This window comes from uncultured Sneathiella sp. (assembly GCF_963976355.1).
In the GTDB taxonomy this organism is placed as follows: Bacteria; Pseudomonadota; Alphaproteobacteria; order Sneathiellales; family Sneathiellaceae; genus Sneathiella.
In genome coordinates this window covers 238,000-261,315 of sequence record NZ_CAXBKA010000003.1, presented here as the reverse complement: position 1 = coordinate 261,315, position 23,316 = coordinate 238,000, and the positions used below count along the sequence as shown (strand labels likewise).

Sequence of the window (23,316 nt, the reverse complement as noted above, 5' to 3'; positions counted from 1 at the left end):
TTCTGATCTAGGGTCCTGACCCTACTCCGCAAGCTCGACCCAGATCGGGGTATGGTCGGAGGGCTTTTCCTGTCCGCGCGGGCCCTTGTCGATGCCGACCTGATCCATGCGGTCGGCGGCCTTCGGCGAGAGAAGGAGATGGTCGATGCGGATGCCATGGTCTTTCTGCCACGCGCCGCGCTGATAATCCCAATAGGTATAGTTGATCTCGGTCGTGAAGGCGCGGTAGGCGTCCGTATAGCCGAGATTGAGGATCTGGCGGAAGCGGTGGCGGCTCTCAGGGCGGGTGAGGGCGTCGCCTTCCCAGGCCTTCGGATCATAGCAATCCTCATCCTGCGGGATGACGTTGTAATCCCCCGCAAGCACGGTGATCTCTTCGAGCGAGAGAAGATACTCAGCATGCTTGATCAGCCGGTCCATCCAGCCGAGCTTGTAGGGAAATTTTTCCGAGTCCGTCGGGTTGCCGTTTGGCAGATAGATGGAGGCAATGCGGACGTTGTTCACCGTCGCCTCGATATAGCGGGCCTGCTCATCCTCATCGTCGCCGGGCAGGCCGCGCCTGACATCCTCGATCGGAAATTTGGAGAGGATCGCCACGCCGTTGTAGGTTTTCTGGCCGTGGGTTTCGACGTTATAGCCGAGTTCCTCGACTTCTTCCCTCGGGAAATTGTCGTCAATGACTTTCAGTTCCTGCAGGCAGAGCACATCCGGCTTGTAGTCCTTGAGGTAACCGACGAGCCGCGGCAGGCGCGCTTTCACCGAATTGATGTTCCAGCTGGCTATCTTCATTTTACCCCTCGCAGAAAACAAAAGCCCGGCGAAAACCGGGCCTTTTTTCTAGCATCTTTGCCGCCTCAATCAAATGGCAAATGACGATCCGCAGGAACAGGAGGCGGTTGCGTTCGGGTTCTTGATCTGGAAAGAGGAACCGATCATATCCTCGACGAAATCAATTTCCGATCCGGCAAGATACATCAGGGACAGCTGATCGACGAGCAGCGTCGCGCCATTGTTGGTGACGGCCACGTCATCCGGGTTCTGCGTATCCTCAAGATCAAAGCTGTACTGAAAACCGGAGCAGCCGCCACCGTTGACGGCAACGCGCAGCATCTTCTTGTCCGAGTTCATTTCCTCGACAATGGCGTTGATCCGGTCGGCGGCCTCGGCCGAAAGCTTGACCGGCGGCTCTATATTATCCATGGCTGACATGTTCACTTTGTTCCTAAAATCCGAAGTTACGCGCCCTTCGTTATAGAGACTATACATTAAATGATGTATTAATCCTATGCTTGTTTGTCAATCGACGCTCCGGAAATGTAACGCCCGCCATGTCCATCAGCTACCTTAATTCGGCCCGAGCGGCGCAGGAAACAGCGCTTTCGGGCATCGACGCCCTGCCGGAGTCGGCGCGGGCGAAAATCCTGACGGAAGCCGTGCTGCGCCCGCCGCGGGAGCGGAGCTGGGGTGATGTATCAACAAATATCCTCATCCTGTTGAAATCAAAGACAGAAATTAATTTCAAAAAGGCGCAGAATACCCTTGTTTCTGCGTTCGAGGCGCTTGAAGGGGTGGCCGAGGTGCGTCATGAGGGAAATGACTATATCAACATAAGATACCGGCCGGATTTCTGGCTGGGTCAGCTGCCCCTTATCCTTGAGGAGGGCGCGGCCTATGGGCTTGACGGTATGAGGGTTAAGGCGGCCGCTGTGTCGGTGCCGGCGGAGGTGAATGACCTGCTCAGCTGCCGTCAGCAGGTGAACGCGGCGGCGCTTGAAAGGTTGTCGTTGCTTGCCGGCATTGATATGCGGCACGAACTCCTCTCGCCGCGGGTGGCGGCCGGGTTCCCCCTCGCGGCGGCCATCGGCAAATGCACGGAGGCAAAGACGCGGTTCGCCCTGATTGCCAATCCGGCGGGCTTTATCGACGCCTTCAGCCCTATTTTGGCCATAGACAAGGCCTATGACAACCCGGTTTTCGCCATTCCCTATATGCGGATGATGCTGGCCCGACTTGGCACCACTTGGGAAGAGGCGAAGAACGGGGTGGACATGACAGTCTTCAAACTACCGGAAGAGGTGGCGCTGGCGCACGGACTGTGCAACTGGCCGCTGGCTGCGGAAAAAGCATTGAAGACGGCGGACGGGTTTCATCTGGCGGCGCATTTGCAGGAGCTTTCCTTGCTTTTCTTCCGTCTTTTTGACATTGTACACCCTGTGTCTTCGGCATATCTGATGGCGCCAGAAACGCGGCCTGCACGGCGGCAACTGCTGGGCGCCCTGGATGCGGTAATAAACGACGGCGTGCGTGTTCTCGGCGTCGACATGGTAAAGGAGTATGCGTAGTGGTTGGCGAAGATGATTATCCTGACGATGATTTCTATGATGGCGACGAGGAACCGGGCATAAACCGGAAGAAATGGATCGGCGCCGCGCTTGCCGTTGTGATCGTTGGCGGCTTCGGCATCGGCATTTGGTATGCCTATGATCAGGGGGTGAAACAGGGCGTACAACTGGCCCCGCCGATCATCAGCGCTGATACCTCTCCGATCAAGGAAAAGCCAGAGGATCCGGGCGGCATGGATATTCCTAACCAGGACAAGCAGGTCTTCAGCGTTCTGCAATCGGGCGACGCGCCGGAAAAGGTTGAAAAGCTGATGCCGCCGCCGGAAGATGCCACGCCGGAGGAAAAGGCCGAGCTGATCGTGACCGATGCGGAAAAAGCCGCGGATGAAAACAAGCTCGACAATCTGGTCGAGAAGGTGACGAAGGACGCGGCCGAGGCCGGGGAAAAGGCCCAGGAAGTCGTGGAAAGCACTGCAGAGAAGGTTGAGGAAACCGTTTCGGCGACGACAACAGAAGAGCCCGCCACCGAACAGAAGGTCGAGGAGAAGACCGTCGAGGTTGCGGCGGCGCCTGTGCCCAAGAAGGTCGAGGAACCCCAGACCGGCGGTCCGATGTATCGGGTCCAGGTCGGCTCCTTCCGCTCTCAGGATGCAGCGGAAAAGCAGTGGGCGATGCTGAATAGCAAGTTCAAATCCATGCTGTCCGATGTCAGCCACCGCGTGCAGGATGTGAAGGTAGAGGACAAGGGGACCTATTTCCGCCTGCAGCTCGGCGCGTTCAGCAGCCGCGATGGCGCGAACCGGCTGTGCAATGACTTGAAGGCGCAGAAGCAGGATTGTCTCGTTGTCAGCGGCTGATCTCTCAAACTGCCGGGCCGTCATCTTCGGCTGTGAAGGCACGAAACTCACCGCGGCCGAGAAGAAGTTCTTCAAGGCGGAACAGCCCCTCGGCTTCATTCTGTTCGCCCGTAATGTGGAGAACCCCAAGCAGCTGAAAAAGCTGGTAAAATCCCTGCGAACGGCGGTCGGGCGTCCCGATGCGCCGGTGCTGATCGATCAGGAAGGCGGAAGGGTGCAGCGGCTTCGCGAACCGGACTGGTTCGAGGCGAAGCCGCTCGGCTTTTTCGGCGAACTTTACGAGGCCGATCCCGACCGGGCGATCGAGGCGCTACGGCTGACGACGCGGTTGATCGCGGCGGATTTGCAGGCGGCGGGCATTACGGTGAACTGTACGCCCTGCCTCGACCTTCACCTGCCGGAGACGGTGGACGCCATCGGCGATCGTGCGCTTGCCGCTGATCCGCAGGTCGTTGCCCGTCTCGGCGCTGTGGTGGCGGAGGAGATGCTGACCGCCGGGATCATTCCGGTTGTCAAACATATGCCCGGCCATGGCCGCGCCACCGTCGACAGCCATCATGACCTGCCTCATGTGGCGACCAAGGTGACGGAGCTGCAGGAGGCTGACTTTGCGCCGTTCAAGGCGCTCTCCCTCCTGCCGTGGGGGATGACCAGCCATATCGTGTTCGAGGATATCGATGCGGAGGCACCGGCGACCCAGTCAAAGGCTGTGATCGACGGCGTTATTCGCAAGATTATCGGCTTTGACGGCCTGTTGCTGACCGACGATCTGAATATGGAGGCGCTGAACGGCGATCTCGCCGAACGGGCCAAGGCGGCGCTGGCCGCCGGGGTGGATATCGTCCTGCATTGTTCCGGCAATCTGGAAGAAATGAAGGCGGTCGCCGCGGTCTGCCCGAAACTCGGCGACAAGGCGCTGTCTCGGATTGATCTTGGCAACCGGGTGTTCGACCATACACCACCGCCGATTGATACCGAGGCCGACAAGGCCCGGCTTGAAGAACTTCTGGGCGCAGAGTAGGAACAATTTCTTGGACATTAGCGGTATTCTTTACCAGATTTCCGTCTGGATCGTCCCGGCACTGGCCGCGATCACCCTGCATGAGGCCGCTCATGGCTTCGTTGCCTGGAAGCTTGGCGATGATACGGCCAAGCAGCAGGGGCGGGTGACCTCCAATCCGTTCAAGCATATCGATCCTCTGGGCACAGTGATCATTCCGGGTCTTCTCTTGCTGGTCAAAGCGCCGTTCCTGTTCGGTTATGCCAAGCCGGTTCCGGTGAATTTTGCCCGTCTCAACAACCCGCGCCGGGATATGGTCTGGGTCGCGCTGGCGGGACCGGGGATGAACTTCGCGCTGGCGCTGCTGTTCGCGCTCTGCTTTCATCTCCTGCCGCTGCTGCCGCAGGATACGGCGCTCTGGTTCGCGGATAATTTCAAAAATGGTATTATTCTCAATGTGATATTGGGAGTTTTTAATCTCATTCCTCTGCCGCCGCTCGATGGCGGGCGCGTTGCCGTCGGCCTCCTGCCGGATTCCCTTGCGCTGCCGCTCGCCCGGCTGGAACGCTATGGCTTCTTCATTCTGATCGGTGCGATTTTCCTGCTGCCCATGATTACCCGGGGCCTCGGCATGGAGCTCGACCCGATCCGCTGGCTGTTGACGGTGCCCATCGGATATGTGGTCAATCTGATTGCCAATATTGCCGGTCTGGTCTAAGTTTTGGACATGTTAACAGGGTCACGATTTTCAAGCGCGGCGGTGCGCCGTGGATAAGGGCTCCTTCGAGGAAGCGGGGCAGAAAAACCCCGACGTCATCCCGCTGCCAACCCATGCGCTGCTTGTCGATCTGGATGGGTATGAAGGGCCGCTGGATGTGCTTCTGGTGCTCGCCCGCGACCAGAAGGTCGACCTTCTGAAAATCTCCATCCTCGAACTGGCGGAGCAGTATCTCAAATTCATCGAGCAGGCCCATGCGCTCCGCCTGGAAGTCGCGGCGGACTATCTGGTGATGGCGGCCTGGCTGGCATATCTGAAATCACGCCTTCTGCTCCCGACGGAGGAGGAAGACGGCCCGAGCGGGGAAGAACTGGCGGACCGGCTGGCCTTCATGCTGAGAAAGCTGGAAGCCATGCGCGCCGCGGCAGAGAAGCTGACAAACGGCAGTATCGTCGGGCGCGACCGGTTTCAGCGCGGGCGCTCGGAAGGGGTGCGGATCATCCGCCACTCGAAATTCGACTGCTCGCTCCGCGATCTGCTGCAGGCCTACGCCGCCCAGAAGGAGCGCAAGGGCAATGACAATCCGCTGAGATTGATGCGCGATGCGGTTTTCTCGGTGGAGGCAGCGCTGGCGCGGCTGGAAAAAATGCTGGGCACATTACCCGAATGGACGGACCTGATGGCCTATCTGCCCGATAACCTGACCGATCCGTTCCGCCGCCGCTCGGCCCAGGCGTCGACCCTGCTGGCGAGCTTGCAGATGGTGAAGGAGGGGCAGTTGGAACTCCGGCAGGGATCAACCTTCGGTCCCATTCAGGTGAAAAAGAGGAAAAGCGGGGAATGAGTATCGATCCCGAACATGTGCGAATGGCCGAAGCCTTGCTGTTTGCGGCGAAGGAGCCGCTGGATGAGGCAACACTGGCCCAGCGATTGCCCGAAGAGGCGGAGGTTCCGGCCATTCTGGCAGCCCTTGAGGAACAGTACCGCCATAAAGGGGTAAACCTGACGCGGCTCGCGGGCAAATGGACCTTTCTCACGGCGCCCGATCTTTCCTGGCTGCTGGAGGAGGAACGGGAGACGACCCGCCGGTTGAGCCGGGCGGCGCTGGAAACACTGGCGATTATCGCCTATCACCAGCCCGCGACCCGCGCCGAGATTGAGGAAATTCGCGGCGTTGGTCTTAGCCGTGGCACCATGGATGTCCTGTTCGAGGCCGGCTGGATCCGGCCGCGCGGACGGCGTCGGACGCCGGGCCGCCCCGTCACCTATGGCGTGACCGAGGATTTCCTGATCCATTTCGGACTGGACGATATCAAGGACCTTCCCGGATTTGATGAAATGAAGGCCGCAGGCCTGCTCAGCACCGAACCCAGCGGCATTTTCAATGATCTCGCCAAGGCGGAGGAAGACGAGCTGGAGGATGAGGAGGAAGAGGAATTCTAGGGCCTTGGGCCCAGACGTCCTGATATTCCAATAACAACAAGAAACCGGCGCGGGGCGCAGCGAAAGGAAACGAGATGTCTCATCGCAAGGGCTATGTCTTCATCCATGGGGCATGGCACAACAGCGAAACCTGGCGCGAACTGAAGTCGCGCCTTGAGGCGGCAGGGCACGTCTTCCACGCGGTCGATCTTCCGGGGGCCGGTCCGAACGCGGCTGAGCCGAAATCCCTGATGCGTCGCCCCTTCGATCCGGAGGCATTCCGGACAGAGCCTTCTCCCAATGCGGACATAACACAGCGCATGCGGACCGAGGCGGTCATCGCTGCCGTTCGCGCCGTGAACAACCAGACCGGCGGCAAGGCCATCCTCGTTGGTCATTCCCTTGGCGGCTTGACGGTGTCGCAGGTGGCGGAGGAGATCCCGGAAGAGATCGCCGCGGCCGTTTACCTCACAGCGATGCTGCTCGTGAACGGGATGTCAGCCCACGCCATGTCCAAGCATGTTTCCATGGCCGAGGAGATGATCCCGTCCGTTATCTGCGCGAGCCCGAAGAGGGTGGGGGCGTTGCGGCTCAACACCCGGAGCGAGGATGCGGATTACCGCGCCCTCATGCAGGAATGCTTCTACGGGGATGTTGACGTTGAGACCTTTGACCAGGTGACCGCCAGCCTGCATTGCGATGAACCGGCGCAGGTGACAAGTGAACCCTCCACCATCACACGGGAGAATTTCGGCACGGTACCGCGGCATTTTATTGAATGCCTCCATGACCGGGCGATCCCCATCGACGGTCAGCGTCATATGATCGCGACGGTGGATGCGGAGCTAGGCTCCAAAACCATCGTCCATTCAATGAACACCAGCCATTCCCCTTTCGTCTCCAGCCCGGACAAGCTCAGCGAGATTCTTCTCGGCATCGGGTAATAGCGGGGTAGATCAGGCAAGCTTCCGTTGCTTGGTCAGGGCAAACTGCTGCCACCAGGCGATCGTCTGTTCTGCCGTTGCCTCGAAATTCGGCAGAAATGCCTCTATCTGGTCAAGATCGTCGATATTTTCCTGGATAAAGGACGCTTCCTCGGCAAGGCGGATGGCCCCAAGCGACGCACTCATCCCCTTGATCGTATGGGCGAGACGTTGAACATCGTCATCGCTTTTCGTGGTGATGGCGGATTTCATGAGTGCAATATTGCTGGCAACAGACTGGGCGGCATCCGTGATCAGGCCGGTCATCGCGTCGTCATTCAGCAAATTATTGAGCTCAACCATATTGGCGGTGTTGCCGATTTCCACCTCGGGCGAGGGCACGACCGGCAGAAGGCCCGGCGCATCGAGTGTTACCTTCGTGCCGCTTTCCGCCATGACGTTGTCGATTGTCTGGAGAAGTCTTGGCAGCTGGATCGGTTTAGATTCCACAGCATTCATTCCGGCGTCGAAGTAGCGCGGGAGGTTTTCCTTTACGGCATCGGCCGTCAGTGCGACAATCGGGATGTCGGCGTTTTTATGGCCACTGCCGCGAATTTGGCGCGTGGCTTCCGGCCCTTCCATCACCGGCATGCGAACATCCATAAGGATGAGATCGAATGCGCCGTCTGCAACGGCGTCAACCGCCATTTGGCCGTTCTCCACCACCTCGACGGTATGTCCCGCATATTCCAGCATGGTGGAAATGAGGGTCTGGTTCACCTTGTTGTCTTCGGCGAGCAGGATATGTAACGGCCCGCTTTCACTGGCGGAAAGCTCGCTCGTGGTATCGGTAGTCTGTCCGATCTCTACTTCACGAAGGGGGAGGGTAAACCAGAAGCGGCTGCCCTCTCCGAGCTTGCTGTCCACACCGATCTCCCCGCCCATCAACTCGACAAGCTGCCGGCAGATGGACAGACCGAGGCCGGAGCCGCCGTATTTTCTGGCCGTCGAGGCGTCGGCCTGTTCAAATCGCATGAAGAGGCGGGAGAGAAGATCGTCGGAGATGCCGATCCCTTTATCAATCACCTCGAAGCACAGGCTTTCTTCACCGTCCACCGATGCAGAGCGAGCCGCAGTTAGTTTGATGGCGCCGGTATCGGTAAATTTTATGGCGTTCGAAATCAGGTTGATCATGATCTGCTGCAGCCGGATGGAATCGATATTGATGCCGGCAGGCAGATCATCGGCTGGAACGTAATCAAGAGTAAGGCCCTTGCTTTCCGCCTTCTCCTTCATCAGATCGGTGGTTTCCCGGATAAGCTCAGGCAGGTGGATATCGATATTGCTGAGCTCGAACTTGCCGGAATCGAGCTTTGACTGATCAAGAATATCATTGAGGATTGTCAGAAGCAGCTCGCTTGAATTCTTGATGGTCTGCACTTTCTGGCGCTGGTCGTCCGTGAGGGATTCCAGAAGCAGCAGGTCGGTCATCCCGATGACACCGGTCATGGGGGTCCTGATCTCGTGGCTCATTATAGCCAGGAATTCAGCCTTGCTCTTCTCACCAATTTCCGCCTTGGCGCGGAGATTGTTCTGTTCTTCGGCGAGGGCGACGAGTTCCTCCGCCTGCTTTTCGATCTGCTGGCGGGAAAATTCCATTTCTACGATCCGGTTTGAAAGTTCTTCCTGGCTTTTTTTGAGCTGTGTTTCGGCTTCATGGTAATTGGTAATATCCTGCGTCAGCCCGTAGAGACGAACGACTTTGCCATCCATCACTTCACATTGAGCGCGCGATCGGACCCATTTGCGATTTCCCTTGACTGTCAGAAGGGGGATTTCGAGATCCCAGCCGTTGCCGTCGATGAGGGTCTGGTTGTAGGCTGAGCGAATGGTGTCCCGGGCCTCAGGTGCGTAAAGCTCGATTACCTTCTCGACATTTGGATTGAAATCTTCAGGGACCTCATGGATTTTATATATGGTTTTGCTCCAGCGGTGCTCATTCGCGCGCAAATTTATTTCCCAGCCTCCGATGGTTGCGAGGGCGCCAATCTGTTCCAGCAGGTCTTTCTGGCGTTTTACTTCCAGTTCGTTCTTTTTCCGGCGCGATATATCCTGGACAGCACCATAGATTTTTACCACCTCGCCGTCTTTCATCTCGCACTTACCGCGGGAACGGACCCATTTACGGTTCCCTTTTGCGGTGACAATCGGAAGTTCGATGTCCCAGCCTGAGCCGTCGGCAACACCCTTACGAAATTCTTCCTGGACTTGGTCCTGGACTTCCGGGGCGAAGAAGCTGGTCGCTGTCTTCGGGGTTGGGATGAAGTCGTCCGCAACTTCATAAATCTTGTAAACTATTGGGCTCCAAATGAGTTTTGATGTCGTTGTGTCATATTGCCAGCCACCGACATCTGCGAGGGTGCTGACCTCTTGTGTTAAACCGCTTTGAAGCCGCAATTCCTTTTTAGTTTTCTGATTTATCGACAGCTGCTGTTCCAGTTCTCGGGTTTTCGCACGAGCTTCTTTTTTCAGGTTCCGTATCCAGACCAACAGGCCCACAACGACAAGCAGGAGAGTACCTGCACCTATTTCCAAATAGGCCAAGCCATCTGTTGGAGATTGTCCTTTTGCCGGACTGTTCCCGATCCCGGATGTTTCCGCCCAGAGTGAAGTTGTCGGTAACAGATAAACGGTGAGCAGGGCTGAAACCGACCTGAAGCTGTGCATGAAAATATGTGCAGCCATATTAAAGCCGTTTCCCCGAAATCGGTTATGAAATGACCTATTGCAGATATGAAAAACCATTCCCTAATGAATATCGGAAAATAGTTAACAAAACATCTGGCGGACAAATAAAGCCGGTTCTCCTGCTTCCAATCAGAATGAGCAGCTTTTTTGAACTCTTCAGAGAGGTTCTGACGATGCTATTTTTATAAATACACATTGAAATCAATATCTTATATTCAACAAGAGAAGCCGCCTTGAATGTAATCGACATGAGGGAGGCAGCCATTCCTCCGGCGCGGCGAATTGCCACTTAAATCGACCTTCCCATTCGCATTGCGACTGATTATTATTTACGAATAGTGCCGGACAGCGTATGCAGGCCGCGCACCGCAATCTGCAAAGAGGGTAATCATTGGCCGTACTGGAATTTGAAAATCAGCAACCCCTGATCCGTCAGGGGCGGCGGCGCACGGGCATGTCGGCGGCGACAGTGCTTGTATTGCTGACGGCGCTGGTGCTGTCCATACCGGTGCTGGTGGTCTTCGGCTATGTCTTCGTGCCCGCGGGCGATGTCTGGGCGCATCTGGCGAGCACGGTCCTGCCGGTGTATCTCTTCAACACGCTGTTTCTGGGGCTTGGCGTTGCGGCGGTCGTTCTGGTGATCGGGGTGGGGACGGCCTGGCTCGTCACCATGTGCGAGTTTCCGGGGCGACAGCTGTTTTCCTGGGCATTGTTTCTGCCGCTTGCCATGCCCGCCTATATCATTGCCTATACCTATACCGGCATGCTCGATTTCGCGGGGCCCGTGCAGACAGTCCTGCGCGAGACCTTCGGCTGGAGCCGTGCCGATTACTGGTTCCCGGCGATCCGGACGCTGGGCGGGGCCATTACCATGCTCGGCCTTGTGCTCTACCCTTATGTCTATCTGGTCAGCCGCACCGCCTTTCTGGAGCAGTCGATCTGTGCGCTGGAAGTCGGACGGACCCTTGGGCGCGGGCCATGGCGCGGCTTCTTCTCGATCGCCCTGCCGCTCGCGCGCCCGGCAATTGTCACCGGTCTCGCGCTGGCGATGATGGAAACGCTGAGCGACTTTGGCACGGTGCAGTTTTTCGCCGTCGATACCTTCACCACCGGGATCTACCGGACATGGTTCGGCCTTGGGGAGCCGGCGGCGGCAGCGCAGCTCGCGGCGGTTCTGATGCTGTTTGTTTTTTCCCTGATCCTGATCGAACGGTTCAATCGCGGCAAGCGCAAGTTCCATCAGGCGACGGGCCGCTATCAGAAGATCACCCGCTATCGTCTCGGCCGGGGACGCCAGCTGCTGGCGATACTGGCCTGCGCCTTGCCGGTTTTCTTCGGATTTCTGCTGCCGACGGGCTGGCTGGTGAAAGACAGCTATGCGCATTTTGATATCATCTTCAACGCGCGTTTTCCCGTGCTGGTGCTGAACAGCGTCGGGGTGGCCCTGTTGGCGGCGATCCTGTCGCTCCTGCTGGCGCTGGTTTTGATCTATGGCCTGCGCCGGGAACGGGGGGCGCCTTCGCGGACGGAGCAGGGCGCCTTGCGAATCGCGTCCATGGGCTATGCGGTGCCGGGGCCGGTGCTGGCCGTCGGAATATTGCTGCCCTTCGGCTTTATCGACAATACGATCGATCACTGGATGCGGGAGACGGTGGGCATTTCCACGGGGCTGCTGCTGAGCGGAACGATGACGGCGCTGTTGTTTGCCTATATCGTCCGTTTTCTCGCCATCTCCCTGAACACGGTGGAGGCGGGGGCGGACACCATCACGCCAAACATGGACCGCGCGGCGCGAACATTGGGTGTGACCGGCCTTGGCAAGCTGACCCGCGTGCATATTCCCATCATCTCCGGCAGCCTGATGACGGCGCTGCTGCTGGTGTTCGTCGATGTCATGAAGGAACTGCCGGCAACGCTGGTGCTGCGGCCGTTCGGCTTCAATACATTAGCGATACAGGCCTATGAAATGGCGAGTGACGAGCGGCTCATCGATGCGGCGGGGCCGTCCCTCGCCATCGTTATCGTCGGCATTCTGCCGGTTATCATCCTCAGCCGGGCGATTGCGCGCTCCCGGCCGGGCCAGAAACTTCAAGCGGATCGCCGGATGTCATGAGTAATCTTGTCTTCAAAAATGTCCGGCATCGCTATGACGGCGTCAATTCCGTCAATATCGAGCATCTGGAAGTCGGGGCCGGGAAGGTGGTCTGCCTGCTCGGGCCCTCGGGCTGCGGGAAATCGACGACCTTGCGCCTCGCTGCCGGACTTGAGGTCCCTTTTTCCGGGGAAATCAGCATCCAGGGTGAGGTGATGGCGAATGAGGCGGTTTTCGTCGGGCCGGAAGATCGTCGTGTCGGGTTGATGTTTCAGGATTATGCCCTGTTTCCGCATCTGACGGTGGAGGATAACGTCGCCTTCGGCCTCACGAACCAGTCGCAGGGCGCAAGGCGGAAGCGTGCCCGCGATATGCTGGAAACCGTGGGGCTTGCCGAATCCGCAAGGAAATATCCCCATATGCTCTCTGGCGGGGAACAGCAGCGGGTGGCGCTGGCACGGGCACTGGCGCCCAATCCGCGGATCATGCTGATGGATGAGCCTTTCTCCGGGCTGGATGTGGTGCTGCGCAACCGGGTGCGGGACGAGACGCTGGCGCTGCTCAAGGAAATGGGGACGACGGTGCTGATGGTGACCCATGATCCGGAGGAGGCCATGCGGATGGCGGACGAAATCGTGCTGATGCAGCAGGGCCGGATCGTCCAGAAGGGAAGTGCCGCCGATCTCTACAACCATCCGGTAAATGAATTCGTCGCGTCCTTTCTCGGCGATGTGAACCGCCTGCCGGTGCAGGAAGAGGGAGGCGAACTTATCTCCGATCTTGGCCGAATCCCGGTGCCGTCCAGCGTGAATGCCAAAAAGGTGAGTGAAATCCTTGTCCGGCCCGAGGCAATACGCTTTCTGCAGGAGGTTGATTCCGCAAAACCCGGGGGCAAGGTCGTGCTGTCGCGCAATCTTGGGGCCTATAGCCTGGTCGACATCGAGTTTGCAGGCGGTAACCGCGTCACGGCGCGGGTGGCCTCCGCCTATCAGCCGAACGTCGGGGAAAACTGCTCTATTGTCCTCAATCTGAGCGGTGTTTTTGTTTTTCCGCCCGATGGAAATGCCAAAATCCTTGATAAACCCGTATCAAACGTCAATTAATTGTCGTATAAACCCTTATAGACCTTTATATAAAGCAAAGGACGTTTCCCCAATGCTCTTTCGGAAATACCCCGAATAGGGGTAGAGATCGGGCAGGGCGGGAGGCAAATGAATATATGATATTCTCGATATGAGAACGGGAGCTTAGAACATGAGTATTGGTCCGTGGCAAATTATACTGATCCTTGTCATCGTGCTCATCATTTTTGGAGCGGGCAAGCTGCCCCGTGTCGCCGGTGATCTGGCGAAGGGCATCAAGAACTTCAAAAAGGGCATGACTGAAGAAGACAAACCGGAAAGCGCCGAAGGCGAGAAAACCGAAGTGCTTGAATCCACCAGTAACGACGACAGGGTGGAAAAAAAGGATAAGGCCGCCCAAGGCTGAGTGCCGCGCGGCTCTATCGTGAAACCCTTCAAATCGGATGAAGTGAAAAGCCATGTTTGATATTGGCTGGTCGGAAATGGTGTTTGTGCTGGTGATCGCGATCCTCGTGATCGGGCCCAAGGACCTGCCGCGCGCAATCTCGACCGTCACCAAATATATCCGCAAGGCGCGCAGCATGGCGCGGGAATTCCAGTCCGGCATCAATGATCTCGCCCGCGAGACGGAAATAGATGAAATTACCAAGGACCTTAAAAAGGATTCCAGCTTCAACATCAAGAAGCAGGTGGAGGATGCGGTTGATCCGACCGGATCGAAAGACGGGTTGTTCAACGATATAAAACCGCAGATCAAGGACCCGCGCGACAGCGCCAACAATTATTCCGCGCCACCGGCGAAAAGCGATACCGCGGCGGAGGCGCCGACAAAGACCGATGCCCCGGCCGAGAAGCCGGCTCAGAAACCGGCTGCGACCGGGACCGAGGTGACGGCGGAAAAACCCGCTGAGAGCAAGCCCGTCAACAACCCGGAAACCAAGGTATCGTGAGCGAAACGGATATGGAAGAGGGTAAAGCTCCGTTGATGGAGCATCTGATCGAGTTTCGTAACCGGCTGGTCTACTCGGTTCTGGCGCTGCTTATCGCCTTCATCCTGTGCTATCTGGTATCGGAAGACCTCTTTGCCTTTCTTGTCCGTCCTCTGGTGGAGGCGATGGGTGATGACGTGGAGAACCGGCGCATGATCTTCACCGGTCTGCATGAGGCCTTCTTCACCTATATCAAGATAGCGTTCTTTACGGCGGTCTTTGTCTCTTTTCCGGTTGTCGCCTCCCAGATATGGATATTCGTGGCGCCCGGTCTTTACAAGAATGAAAAATCTGCTTTCCTGCCTTTTCTTATCGTAACGCCGATCCTGTTTTTTATGGGCGGTGCGCTCGCCTATGAGATTGTCATGCCGCTCGCGTGGAAATTCCTCCTCAGCTTCGAGAGCAGCGGCGAGGCGACGCTCTATGCCCGCGCCTTTGCCGCCCTGGTCAAGGAATTCCCGAACCTCGGCGGCTATTTGCCGACTCCGGCGGAACCCATGTCGCTACCGATCCAGTCGGAAACCCGGGTGAGCGAGTATCTCAGCCTGTCGATGAAGCTGATTTTTGCTTTCGGCCTGTGTTTCCAGCTGCCGGTCCTGCTCACCTTGCTCGGACGGGTGGGGATTGTTTCCTCCGCGGGGTTAAAGGCGAAATTCAAATACTCGGTTGTGTTTGCCTTTATCGCTGCGGCGATCCTGACGCCGCCGGACCCGCTTAGTCAGATCACCCTCGCCATTCCGATTATCGTGCTTTACGGAATCTCCATCGTCAGTGTGCGCATGGTCGAAAAGAAGCGCGAGGCGCGTGAGGCGGAAGAGGACGACGATCTGTAATTTCCCGTCTGTCCTGTGGGTCTGTCATCATATTTTTTTGAGATAATTTTGGCGGACGGCGCAAAGCCCTCTGGACGTCAGGCGGCCGCGCCCTTATACACAGGACATCCATCCTTCAGAAACCGAAATGACGTATCTATGCTCGATTTAAAATGGATCAGGGAAAACCCGGAAGCTTTTGATGCCGCCATGGCCCGTCGTGGCCTGCCGCCGCAGTCCGGGGCTCTTCTTTCCCTCGATGCGGACAAGCGGAAAATCCAGACGGACATGCAGGAAGTGCAGGCCCGGCGGAATGCGGTTGCGAAGGAAATCGGCAAGGCGAAGGCGTCCGGCGGGGATGCCGACGCCCTGATCCGGGAGGTCGCGGACCTCAAAGGTGCCGCGCAAGAGCTGGAGGCGCGCGAGCGCGATCTGCAGGCGGAGCTTGATACGGCGCTTTCCGTGCTGCCCAATATTCTGGATACGGACGTGCCCGACGGTGAGAGCGAGGCGGAGAATGTCGAGTTGCGCCGGGTTGGCGATATTCCGGCGTTCGATTTCAAGCCGAAGGAACATTATGAGCTTGGCGATGCTCTGGGACTGATGGATTTTGAAACGGCGGCGAAAATCTCCGGTGCGCGGTTCGTCGTTACCAGCGGCCAGATTGCCCGGCTGGAACGCGGGCTGGCGGCCTTCATGCTCGATGTGCATACGCAGGAGAAGGGCTATCTCGAAGTCTCCCCGCCGGTGATGGTGCGCGGTGACAGCCTGTTCGGCACCGGACAGCTCCCCAAGTTCGAGGATGATCTGTACAAGACGGGGGACGGGCATTACATGATCCCGACCGCCGAAGTGCCGCTCACCAATCTCGTGCGCGACTGTATTGTGAGCGAGGCTGAATTGCCGAAGCGCTTTACCGCCCATACGCTCTGTTTCCGTTCCGAAGCGGGCTCTGCCGGCAAGGATACGGCGGGTATGCTGCGACAGCATCAGTTCGCGAAGGTCGAGATGGTTTCGATCACGACGCCGGAGCAATCCGCCGAAGAACATGAGCGGATGACCGCCTGCGCGGAGGATATTCTCAAACGGCTGGGCCTGCCGTATCGGGTGGTTGTGCTCTGTACCGGCGATACCGGCTTCGGTGCGCGCAAGACCTATGATATTGAGGTCTGGCTGCCGGGGCAGGATACCTACCGCGAGATTTCAAGCTGTTCGAACTGTGGCGACTTCCAAGCGCGCCGGATGAAGGGGCGCTACCGCCCTGACGGCGGCAAGGGGACGCATTTCGTCCATACCCTGAACGGCTCCGGTCTTGCTGTCGGGCGGACATTGATTGCGGTGATGGAGAATTACCAGCAGGCCGATGGTGTCATTAAAATCCCGGATGTCCTGGTGCCCTATATGGGCGGCGTTACGGAAATCCGGGCAGAAAAAGAATAAGAAAAGGAAGAGTATTTTGCGAATTCTATTGACCAATGACGACGGGTTTCATGCGCCCGGAATGGAAACGCTGAGGCGCATCGCGGCGGAGCTTTCCGACGATATCTATGTGGCGGCCCCGGAAAAAGAGCAAAGCGGCGCCTCGCGCTCCCTGACGTTGCATGACCCGATCCGCATCACCAAACATGGCGACAAGGAATATGCCGTTGAGGGAACGCCGACGGACTGCGTCATGATGGCGATGAATTACCTGTTCAAAGATGAGCGGCCCGATCTGATCCTGTCGGGGGTCAACCGGGGCGGAAACCTTGGCGAGGATGTGCTTTATTCCGGCACCGTCGCGGCGGCGAGCGAAGGCGCGCTGCTGGGCGTGCGGTCCATTGCGCTCAGCCAGTGTGTCGCTCCGGACGGTGCCACCTTCCACTGGGACACGGCGGAGACGCTGGCGCCCGATATCATCCGCAAGCTGCTGGATTTCGAATGGGGACCGGATGTCCTGATCAATCTCAACTTCCCGGCGGTGCCGAAGGTCCAGGTCAAGAGCATCGATGTGACCGAGCAGGGCAAGCGCGATCTTTCCAATCTCTCTATCGACAACCGGGTCGATGCCCGCGGGCGGGAATATTTCTGGCTCGGGTACCGGCCGTCATTCGGCGATCCGCCCAAGGGAACGGATCTGTGGTCCGTCGCCAACGGCCGGGTTTCCATTACCCCGCTCAAGCTGAACCTGACCAAGGTGGCGCTGGCGGACCGGATAAAGAGTGTTTTTGCGTGATCGATAACCCGGCCCAGAAAATCCGCCTGATTATGGAGCTTCGCCGGCAGGGGATCAGCAATACCGACGTTCTGTCGGCAGTCGAGCGGGTGTCCCGCGATGCCTTCGTGCCGAAGACATTCCGCGACCGCGCTTATGAGAATATCGCCCTTCCCATTTCCAGCGGCCAGACCATCAGCCAGCCCTATGTGGTCGCCTATATGACGCAGCTTTTAAAGCTAGACAAGCGGCGCAAGGTGCTGGAGATCGGGACCGGGTCCGGATATCAGGCGGCGATCCTGGCGCGGCTATGCCGCCGGGTCTACTCGATCGAGCGGTACCGCAATCTCCTGGAGACGGCCGAAGCGGTGTTCGAGGACCTTAAAATCACCAATATCACCACCCGCTACGGAGACGGATACAAAGGCTGGCCGGAACAGGCGCCGTTTGACCGGATAATCGTGACCGCCGCTTCCGAGGAAGTGCCCGAAGCCCTCCTCGATCAACTTGGACATGACGGAATCATGATCCTGCCGGTGGGCAAGGACTCCGCCGATCAGCATATCCTGCGGGTAACCAAGGATGAGAAAGGTAACGTCTCGGAAGAGGTTCTGTTGCCGGTTCGATTCGTGCCAATGGTTCAAGGGGTTGCTGAATAATCTTAATTTAGCACTATATGTTGTATGTGGTAAATTTTGTTGTGATTCGCGGCCGTTTATGCTTAATATTGGCGCTATTATGGCGAGGTATGTATCCTTTTTCAGTCGCGTTACCTGTGTATGCCTGTTGCTGCCAATCCTGGCGGGCTGCCTTTATGACGACTATCTGCCGCGGGTTCGGAACGCCAAGGTCATTAATGTGCCGCGGCCGGAGCCGATGGCGACCAAGGTCTCCATGCCTGCCGATTTCTCACCCTCTTATCAGGAACTTTCCTATCAGCATATCACCGTGAACAGCGGCGACACGCTCTCTGGCCTTGCAGAGCGGAACAATGTGCCGGTGCAGGCCGTCATTGCGATGAACAATATGCGGGAGCCTTTTCGGATCTATCCGGGGCAGCAGCTGAAAATACCAGCGTTCCGCAATCATTCGGTACGCCCAGGTGAGACGCTTTATGCCATTTCCCGGGTCTATGATCTGGAAACGGCGGAGGTCGCCCATTTCAATTTTCTGGCGGCGCCCTACACCCTGATGCCGGGGGCGAAGCTGCAAATCCCGATCAAGAACCAGGGGGAGGTACGGGTCGCGTCCGCGTCCTCGACCCAGTGGATTACGCCGACAGTGACCGCCGCACCGCAGGCGAAAAAGGCGGTGGTGATCAATTCCCTGCCGGAAGTCGTTGATGTACCGAAATCGGAAACGGTTCCGGCCGTTGTGACATCGGCGCCAAGCGCCGCTGCGCCTGCACCAAAAGCGGCGCCCGCCAAGACAGAGCCCGGCTATCAGGTCGCGAAGCTTGATATTCCGCCGGTCCCGAAGCGGCAATATTCCATCAAGACACCGCCGAAACGGAGCGGCAAGTCTTTCGCCTGGCCGGTAAAAGGCCAGATTATTTCCGGCTTCGGCAAGAAGAAAACTGGCTTTCATAACGACGGGCTGAATATTGCCGTGAAGCAGGGAACGCCTATCCGCGCGGCGGAAAACGGCGTTGTTTCCTATGTCGGCAATGAAATGCGGTCGTTCGGCAATCTCTTGCTGATTTCCCATGCGGACGGCTATGTGACCGCCTATGGCCATACGGACCGGGCCGTGGTTGCCAAGGGCGATGCGGTCAAGAAAGGCGACATCATCGCTTATGCCGGATCATCGGGCAGTGTGACCGAGAGCCAGCTGCATTTCGAAATCCGTAAAAAAGGCCGGGCCATCAACCCGGTCGCCATGCTGGATTAGGCGCGGGGCCGCAGCACGGTCTGCGTCTGGGTCACCTTGCCCACCAGTTTCCCGGTATCATTGCGCAATTCCGTCTCGATGACGATGGTCGACCCGCCAATATGAAGCGGCTTTGCCGTTGCGGTGACGGTTCCCTCCCGAACGGCGCCAAGGAAGTTGGTTTTCGATTCAATGGTTGAGGTCCCGCCGGATCCTTGTGGCAGGTTGGCAAAGGCCGCTGCGCCGCCCGCGGAGTCGGCGAGCGCCATGATCGCGCCGCCATGAAGGATACCGGCTCCGGTGCAAAGGCCTGACGCCCACTCGAGGGTCAGGATAACTTCTTCCGGAGACATCTTCGTACATTGAATGCCAAGCGTTGCCGTCAGCGGCATTCTTTCGTGGATATAGGCGGTCAGGTCATTCTGGGACATGTTTTTCTTCTCTGCTCAATGGTGAATACCGTCAGTCTACCTCTGGGCGTAGCGAAGACAATTACCCCGGAGGTAATGATCAGGCCTCAATTAGCGCCTCTCCAGCAGCCAGGCGGTCTCCTCCGCCGGTATCCTGCCTTTGAAGCCACCCTTGAGCTCTGATCGCTCCAGAAGGGTAATATCGTAGCTTTCCTGATAATGCCGCATGACTTCCTGTCCGTCTATGGAGAAGGGCGGACCGCTCATCTGCGTCTGGTCATATTCAAAGCAAAGCAGGAGCTGCGGCGCGGTGCCCGTGATCCGGGCAAGATGCTGCGTATAGGGGCCGCGCATGTCGGCCGGCAGGGCGACAAGCGCCGCGCGGTCGTAAACGCCATCGACGTGCCCAAGCATATCGGCGGTGAGCTCGAAGATATCACCGACGAAAATATCGATGCCTTTCGCGTGATAATGCTGAAACGGGCCAACATCGTAGATATCAGGTTTCATGTCGAGCTCGTCAAAGAGCTGTTTGATCGCGGCCTCGCTCAATTCCGCGCCGGCAACCCGGAAACCCTGCGATAACAGCCATCCGATATCCAGTGTCTTGCCACAGAGCGGCAGGAAGACGCGCTGCCCCTTCGTCAGCGGGAGCTTGTCGAAATAGCATTCCAGCAGCGTGTTGGGCTTGGTTTGATGGAAGCCGATTTCATTCTTCGTCCATTTGTCATGCCAGAAATCCGCTTCCAATTGCCGTCTCCTTCCATCTAGACCAGTTCCGCGCTCAGCCGAGCGTCGTTCCCGTGCGCCCCGCGACATCCTGAATATATTGCCAGGCGACGCGGCCCGAGCGGGATCCGCGCGTCCGCGTCCATTCAATGGCTTCGGGAACGAATTCCTCCTCGCTGATCGGGATGTTGAAATGCTTGAGATAGCGGCGAATCATTTCCAGATATTCGTCCTGCGAGCAACTATGAAAGCCGAGCCAGAGCCCGAAACGGTCGGAGAGGGAGACTTTTTCCTCAATCGCCTCGGAGGGCATGATGGCCGTGGAGCGCTCATTCTCGATCATGTCCCGGCGCATCATATGGCGGCGGTTGGAGGTGGCGTAGAATAGAACGTTGGAGGGACGTCCCTCCAGCCCGCCGTCGAGCACGGTCTTGAGTGATTTATAGGTGGAATCGTCACTGTCAAAGGAGAGGTCGTCGCAGAAAATGATGCAGCGCCGCTTCGTCGCTTGCAGTTGCTGCATCAGGATCGGCAGGGACGGAATATCCTCGCGATGGATTTCGATCAGGACCAGCGGCGTGTCGAGGTCGCTGTTGACCTGGGCATGGGAGGCTTTGACAAGGGAGCTTTTCCCCATGCCGCGAGCGCCCCACAGAAGTGCATTATTGGCCGGTAAACCCTTGGCAAAGCGAAGAGTATTCTCATACAGAATATCGCGCACTCGGTCGATCCCGTGCAGGATGGACATATCCACATGGTTGACCTTCGGGATCGGACGGAGCCAGTTGCTCTCGGCTTCCCAGACGAATGCATCGCCGCTGTTGATATCGGAGGTTGCCCGTTCCGGCGGTGTCATCCGCTCTAGGCTGTCGGCAATGCGCTGCAATTGCGCGAGAATTTGTTCGTTACTCATATTCACCAATTGAAATCGGACGGGGCGGACCCCAATTTACGGGACAGGCATCATAAATGCCACCATACGGCGGAATGTTCAAGCGTCCGATAATGACAGATGCAGGGATGCCTCCTCAATTGTACGCGGATTCAGGATTGCGGCTTGCATTGCGGGGCAGGAACAATATAAAAGTCGTTCAGGAAATTCATGGAGGTCGTGCCGGTTTGCGGCCTCTTCGTCACGATTTGTACCAAAGGACCGATTGCAATGGACCAAGGACTTACCCAACTTCTGCCGCTGGTGTTGATCGGCGTCGTGTTTTACTTCCTTCTCATCCGCCCGCAGCAGAAACGTGCCAAGCAGCACCGCGCGATGATTGATGCCGTGCGCCGTGGCGACAATGTCGTGACTGCCGGTGGTATCATGGGCAAGGTGACAAAGGTGCGCGAGGATGGCGTTGTCCAGATTGAAGTGGCGCCGGATGTCCGTATCGATATTGTGAAATCGACCCTGACCGACGTCAAGGCCAAGGGTGAGCCCGCTCAGGCGGCACCTGCAGGAGAGACAAAGACAGAAGGGGACAAGCCCGAGGGAGGCAATCCGGTCTCCAAGTTTTTCAAAAAATAACGGCCCTGCCTTATGAACCGCTTCCCGATGTGGAAGATTATCGTTGTCGCGATTGTTTGCGCCTTCGGGATAATCTATACACTTCCCAATTTCGTCAGCAAATCCAGCTTAAGCGGGCTGCCCGACTGGATACCGTCGAAGCAGCTAAACCTCGGACTTGATCTGCAAGGCGGCTCGCATCTGCTGTTGCAGGTCGATGCCGCGGCCGTCAAGACCAAGATGATGGACAGCTTGGTGGATGGCGTGCGCGACAGCCTGCGCCAGCAGGGCGACAATGTCGGCTATCGCGATTTAGCGCATGACGGGACGGCGGTTTCTTTCAGCTTGCGTAACCCGGCGGATGAAAGCAAGGCGCGTGAGCGGCTATCCAGCCTCTCCAATATCATGGCCAATGGGCAGCGCGATGTAGTGATCGAAGTTGATGGCAGTGGGCGTGTCACCCTAACGCCGAGCGAGCAGGCCATCATTCAGCGTCTCAGCGCCGCTGTCGATCAGTCGATCGAGATTGTCCGCCGCCGCGTCGATGAAACCGGCGTCAATGAACCAACCATCCAGCGGCAGGGAACGGACCGGATTCTGGTCCAGCTTCCGGGCGTTGATGATCCTGACCGGATCAAGCGGCTGCTCGGCGAGACTGCGCAGCTTACCTTCCATCTGGTCGATCTGACGGCAGATGTCGGGGCTGCGGGACGGGTGCCGCCGGGATCGAAACGGCTTCCCGCGCTTGAGGAGAACGGGCGGGACTACATCATCAAGAGCCGGGTCATGGTGTCCGGCGAAAACCTTGAGGATGCGCAGGCCACTTTCCAGGACGGTCAGCCGGTGGTTTCCATCCGCTTTGACGGGCTGGGCGCCAAGCAATTCGGGCGGGCAACGACCGATAATGTCGGAAAACCCTTTGCGATTGTCCTCGACGAGAAGGTCGTCAGCGCACCGCGGATCAATGAACCCATTCTGGGCGGCTCGGCCGTCATCAGCGGCGGCTTCAACGTGGCAGGCGCGCAGGATCTCGCGCTGCTACTCCGCGCCGGTGCCTTGCCGGCGCCCCTTGATATTCTGGAGGAACGCTCCGTCGGGCCTGACCTTGGCGCGGACTCCATTGCCGCCGGTGAGGTTGCCGGGATCATCGGCATCATCGCCGTCGCGGTCTTCATGGTCGCAAGCTATGGCCTGTTCGGGCTTATCGCCAATGTAGCGCTGGCCATGAATATCTTCCTGATCATGGCGGTACTCTCGGTCCTCGGCGCGACGCTGACGCTTCCCGGTATCGCCGGTATCGTGCTCACTATCGGTATGGCGGTGGATGCGAATGTTCTGATTTTCGAGCGTATCCGGGAGGAAATTCGAGTTGGGAAATCTCCACTGAACGCTGTGGAATCTGGTTTTTCCCGCGCCTTTACGACGATTGTCGATGCGAACGTGACGACCGGTATTGCCGCCATTATCCTGTTTGTTATGGGCTCCGGTCCGGTCAAGGGCTTTGCGGTAACGCTGCTGATCGGGATTATCTGTTCCATGTTTACGGCAATCATGCTCTCGCGCATGCTGATATCCTTCTGGATGCAGCGCAAGCGGCCGAAGACACTCGAGATTTAGGGGAACCGGAA

General features: G+C 57.8%; 25 protein-coding genes. 18 read left to right on the top strand and 7 right to left on the bottom strand.

Annotated features, from left to right (window positions below):
- Positions 1-21 precede the first annotated feature (21 nt).
- Together xth and erpA are read right to left on the bottom strand one after the other, a co-directional pair.
- Entirely contained in the window at positions 22-789 is a 768-nt protein-coding gene (gene xth / locus AAC599_RS08270) for an exodeoxyribonuclease III (RefSeq protein ID WP_340149931.1), read from the bottom strand.
- Positions 790-858: 69 nt separating this feature from the next.
- Positions 859-1,209 carry an iron-sulfur cluster insertion protein ErpA gene (erpA, locus tag AAC599_RS08265; RefSeq protein ID WP_340149930.1) on the bottom strand — a complete coding sequence of 117 codons (351 nt, stop codon included), beginning with the start codon at positions 1,207-1,209 and terminating at the stop codon, positions 859-861.
- Positions 1,210-1,328: 119 nt separating this feature from the next.
- Here erpA and AAC599_RS08260 point away from each other — a divergent pair, with 119 nt between their 5' ends.
- From AAC599_RS08260 to AAC599_RS08230, 7 genes are all read left to right on the top strand, one after another.
- Complete coding sequence (locus AAC599_RS08260; RefSeq protein ID WP_340149929.1) at positions 1,329-2,342, top strand: DALR anticodon-binding domain-containing protein; 1,014 nt, start codon at positions 1,329-1,331, stop codon at positions 2,340-2,342.
- Positions 2,342-3,199 (top strand): SPOR domain-containing protein, encoded by an 858-nt coding sequence (locus AAC599_RS08255; RefSeq protein WP_340149928.1) that lies wholly within the window; start codon positions 2,342-2,344, stop codon positions 3,197-3,199. The genes AAC599_RS08260 and AAC599_RS08255 overlap by 1 nt, the downstream gene beginning before the upstream one ends.
- On the top strand, positions 3,186-4,220 hold the full coding sequence (gene nagZ / locus AAC599_RS08250; RefSeq protein ID WP_340149927.1) for a beta-N-acetylhexosaminidase: 1,035 nt from the start codon (positions 3,186-3,188) through the stop codon (positions 4,218-4,220). The genes AAC599_RS08255 and nagZ overlap by 14 nt, the downstream gene beginning before the upstream one ends.
- 10 nt (positions 4,221-4,230) lie before the next feature.
- On the top strand, positions 4,231-4,917 hold the full coding sequence (locus tag AAC599_RS08245) for a site-2 protease family protein (protein ID WP_340149926.1): 687 nt from the start codon (positions 4,231-4,233) through the stop codon (positions 4,915-4,917).
- A gap of 49 nt (positions 4,918-4,966) precedes the next feature.
- Positions 4,967-5,761, top strand: a complete 795-nt coding sequence (locus tag AAC599_RS08240) for a ScpA family protein (protein WP_340149925.1) — start codon at positions 4,967-4,969, stop codon at positions 5,759-5,761.
- Complete coding sequence (gene scpB, locus AAC599_RS08235; RefSeq protein ID WP_340149924.1) at positions 5,758-6,360, top strand: SMC-Scp complex subunit ScpB; 603 nt, start codon at positions 5,758-5,760, stop codon at positions 6,358-6,360. The genes AAC599_RS08240 and scpB overlap by 4 nt, the downstream gene beginning before the upstream one ends.
- Before the next feature lie 74 nt (positions 6,361-6,434).
- On the top strand, positions 6,435-7,283 hold the full coding sequence (locus AAC599_RS08230; RefSeq protein WP_340149923.1) for an alpha/beta fold hydrolase: 849 nt from the start codon (positions 6,435-6,437) through the stop codon (positions 7,281-7,283).
- A gap of 12 nt (positions 7,284-7,295) precedes the next feature.
- Here AAC599_RS08230 and AAC599_RS08225 read toward each other — a convergent pair whose 3' ends face one another.
- Positions 7,296-10,007, bottom strand: coding sequence for an ATP-binding protein (locus AAC599_RS08225; protein ID WP_340149922.1), 2,712 nt, complete (start codon positions 10,005-10,007; stop codon positions 7,296-7,298).
- Between the two features lie 37 nt (positions 10,008-10,044).
- Positions 10,045-10,299, bottom strand: coding sequence for a hypothetical protein (locus AAC599_RS08220; protein WP_340149921.1), 255 nt, complete (start codon positions 10,297-10,299; stop codon positions 10,045-10,047).
- 102 nt (positions 10,300-10,401) lie between these two features.
- Between AAC599_RS08220 and AAC599_RS08215 the strand changes: the two genes are divergently transcribed.
- The 9 genes from AAC599_RS08215 to AAC599_RS08175 all read left to right on the top strand — a co-directional run bounded on the left by AAC599_RS08215 (position 10,402) and on the right by AAC599_RS08175 (position 19,069).
- Positions 10,402-12,123, top strand: coding sequence for an iron ABC transporter permease (locus tag AAC599_RS08215; protein ID WP_340149920.1), 1,722 nt, complete (start codon positions 10,402-10,404; stop codon positions 12,121-12,123).
- Positions 12,120-13,205, top strand: a complete 1,086-nt coding sequence (locus tag AAC599_RS08210; protein ID WP_340149919.1) for an ABC transporter ATP-binding protein — start codon at positions 12,120-12,122, stop codon at positions 13,203-13,205. Before AAC599_RS08215 ends, AAC599_RS08210 begins: the two co-directional genes overlap by 4 nt.
- 151 nt (positions 13,206-13,356) lie before the next feature.
- Positions 13,357-13,590: a twin-arginine translocase TatA/TatE family subunit gene (gene tatA / locus AAC599_RS08205; protein ID WP_340149918.1), complete on the top strand. Its 234-nt coding sequence runs from the start codon at positions 13,357-13,359 to the stop codon at positions 13,588-13,590.
- A 52-nt stretch (positions 13,591-13,642) separates the two neighbouring features.
- Complete coding sequence (tatB, locus tag AAC599_RS08200; protein ID WP_340149917.1) at positions 13,643-14,134, top strand: Sec-independent protein translocase protein TatB; 492 nt, start codon at positions 13,643-13,645, stop codon at positions 14,132-14,134.
- Complete coding sequence (locus AAC599_RS08195) at positions 14,131-15,006, top strand: twin-arginine translocase subunit TatC (protein ID WP_340149916.1); 876 nt, start codon at positions 14,131-14,133, stop codon at positions 15,004-15,006. The genes tatB and AAC599_RS08195 overlap by 4 nt, the downstream gene beginning before the upstream one ends.
- Before the next feature lie 138 nt (positions 15,007-15,144).
- Positions 15,145-16,425, top strand: a complete 1,281-nt coding sequence (gene serS / locus AAC599_RS08190) for a serine--tRNA ligase (protein WP_340149915.1) — start codon at positions 15,145-15,147, stop codon at positions 16,423-16,425.
- 16 nt (positions 16,426-16,441) lie between these two features.
- Entirely contained in the window at positions 16,442-17,200 is a 759-nt protein-coding gene (gene surE, locus AAC599_RS08185; RefSeq protein WP_340149914.1) for a 5'/3'-nucleotidase SurE, read from the top strand.
- Complete coding sequence (locus AAC599_RS08180) at positions 17,197-17,838, top strand: protein-L-isoaspartate(D-aspartate) O-methyltransferase (protein ID WP_340149913.1); 642 nt, start codon at positions 17,197-17,199, stop codon at positions 17,836-17,838. The genes surE and AAC599_RS08180 overlap by 4 nt, the downstream gene beginning before the upstream one ends.
- 79 nt (positions 17,839-17,917) lie before the next feature.
- Complete coding sequence (locus tag AAC599_RS08175) at positions 17,918-19,069, top strand: LysM peptidoglycan-binding domain-containing M23 family metallopeptidase (RefSeq protein WP_340149912.1); 1,152 nt, start codon at positions 17,918-17,920, stop codon at positions 19,067-19,069.
- Here AAC599_RS08175 and AAC599_RS08170 read toward each other — a convergent pair.
- The 3 genes from AAC599_RS08170 to AAC599_RS08160 all read right to left on the bottom strand — a co-directional run bounded on the left by AAC599_RS08170 (position 19,066) and on the right by AAC599_RS08160 (position 21,100).
- Positions 19,066-19,479, bottom strand: a complete 414-nt coding sequence (locus tag AAC599_RS08170; protein ID WP_340149911.1) for a PaaI family thioesterase — start codon at positions 19,477-19,479, stop codon at positions 19,066-19,068. The genes AAC599_RS08175 and AAC599_RS08170 overlap by 4 nt on opposite strands.
- A 90-nt stretch (positions 19,480-19,569) precedes the next feature.
- Complete coding sequence (gene tmpT, locus AAC599_RS08165) at positions 19,570-20,208, bottom strand: thiopurine S-methyltransferase (RefSeq protein ID WP_340149910.1); 639 nt, start codon at positions 20,206-20,208, stop codon at positions 19,570-19,572.
- A gap of 34 nt (positions 20,209-20,242) precedes the next feature.
- The gene (locus tag AAC599_RS08160; RefSeq protein WP_340149909.1) at positions 20,243-21,100 is read right to left on the bottom strand and encodes an ATP-binding protein; all 858 of its coding nucleotides are present in this window, start codon (positions 21,098-21,100) and stop codon (positions 20,243-20,245) included.
- A 249-nt stretch (positions 21,101-21,349) separates the two neighbouring features.
- On the opposite strand from AAC599_RS08160, the gene yajC reads away from it, so the two are divergent.
- Both yajC and secD read left to right on the top strand, forming a co-directional pair.
- The gene (yajC, locus tag AAC599_RS08155; RefSeq protein ID WP_340149908.1) at positions 21,350-21,709 is read left to right on the top strand and encodes a preprotein translocase subunit YajC; all 360 of its coding nucleotides are present in this window, start codon (positions 21,350-21,352) and stop codon (positions 21,707-21,709) included.
- Between the two features lie 12 nt (positions 21,710-21,721).
- Positions 21,722-23,305, top strand: coding sequence for a protein translocase subunit SecD (secD, locus tag AAC599_RS08150; protein ID WP_340149907.1), 1,584 nt, complete (start codon positions 21,722-21,724; stop codon positions 23,303-23,305).
- Positions 23,306-23,316: the final 11 nt, after the last annotated feature.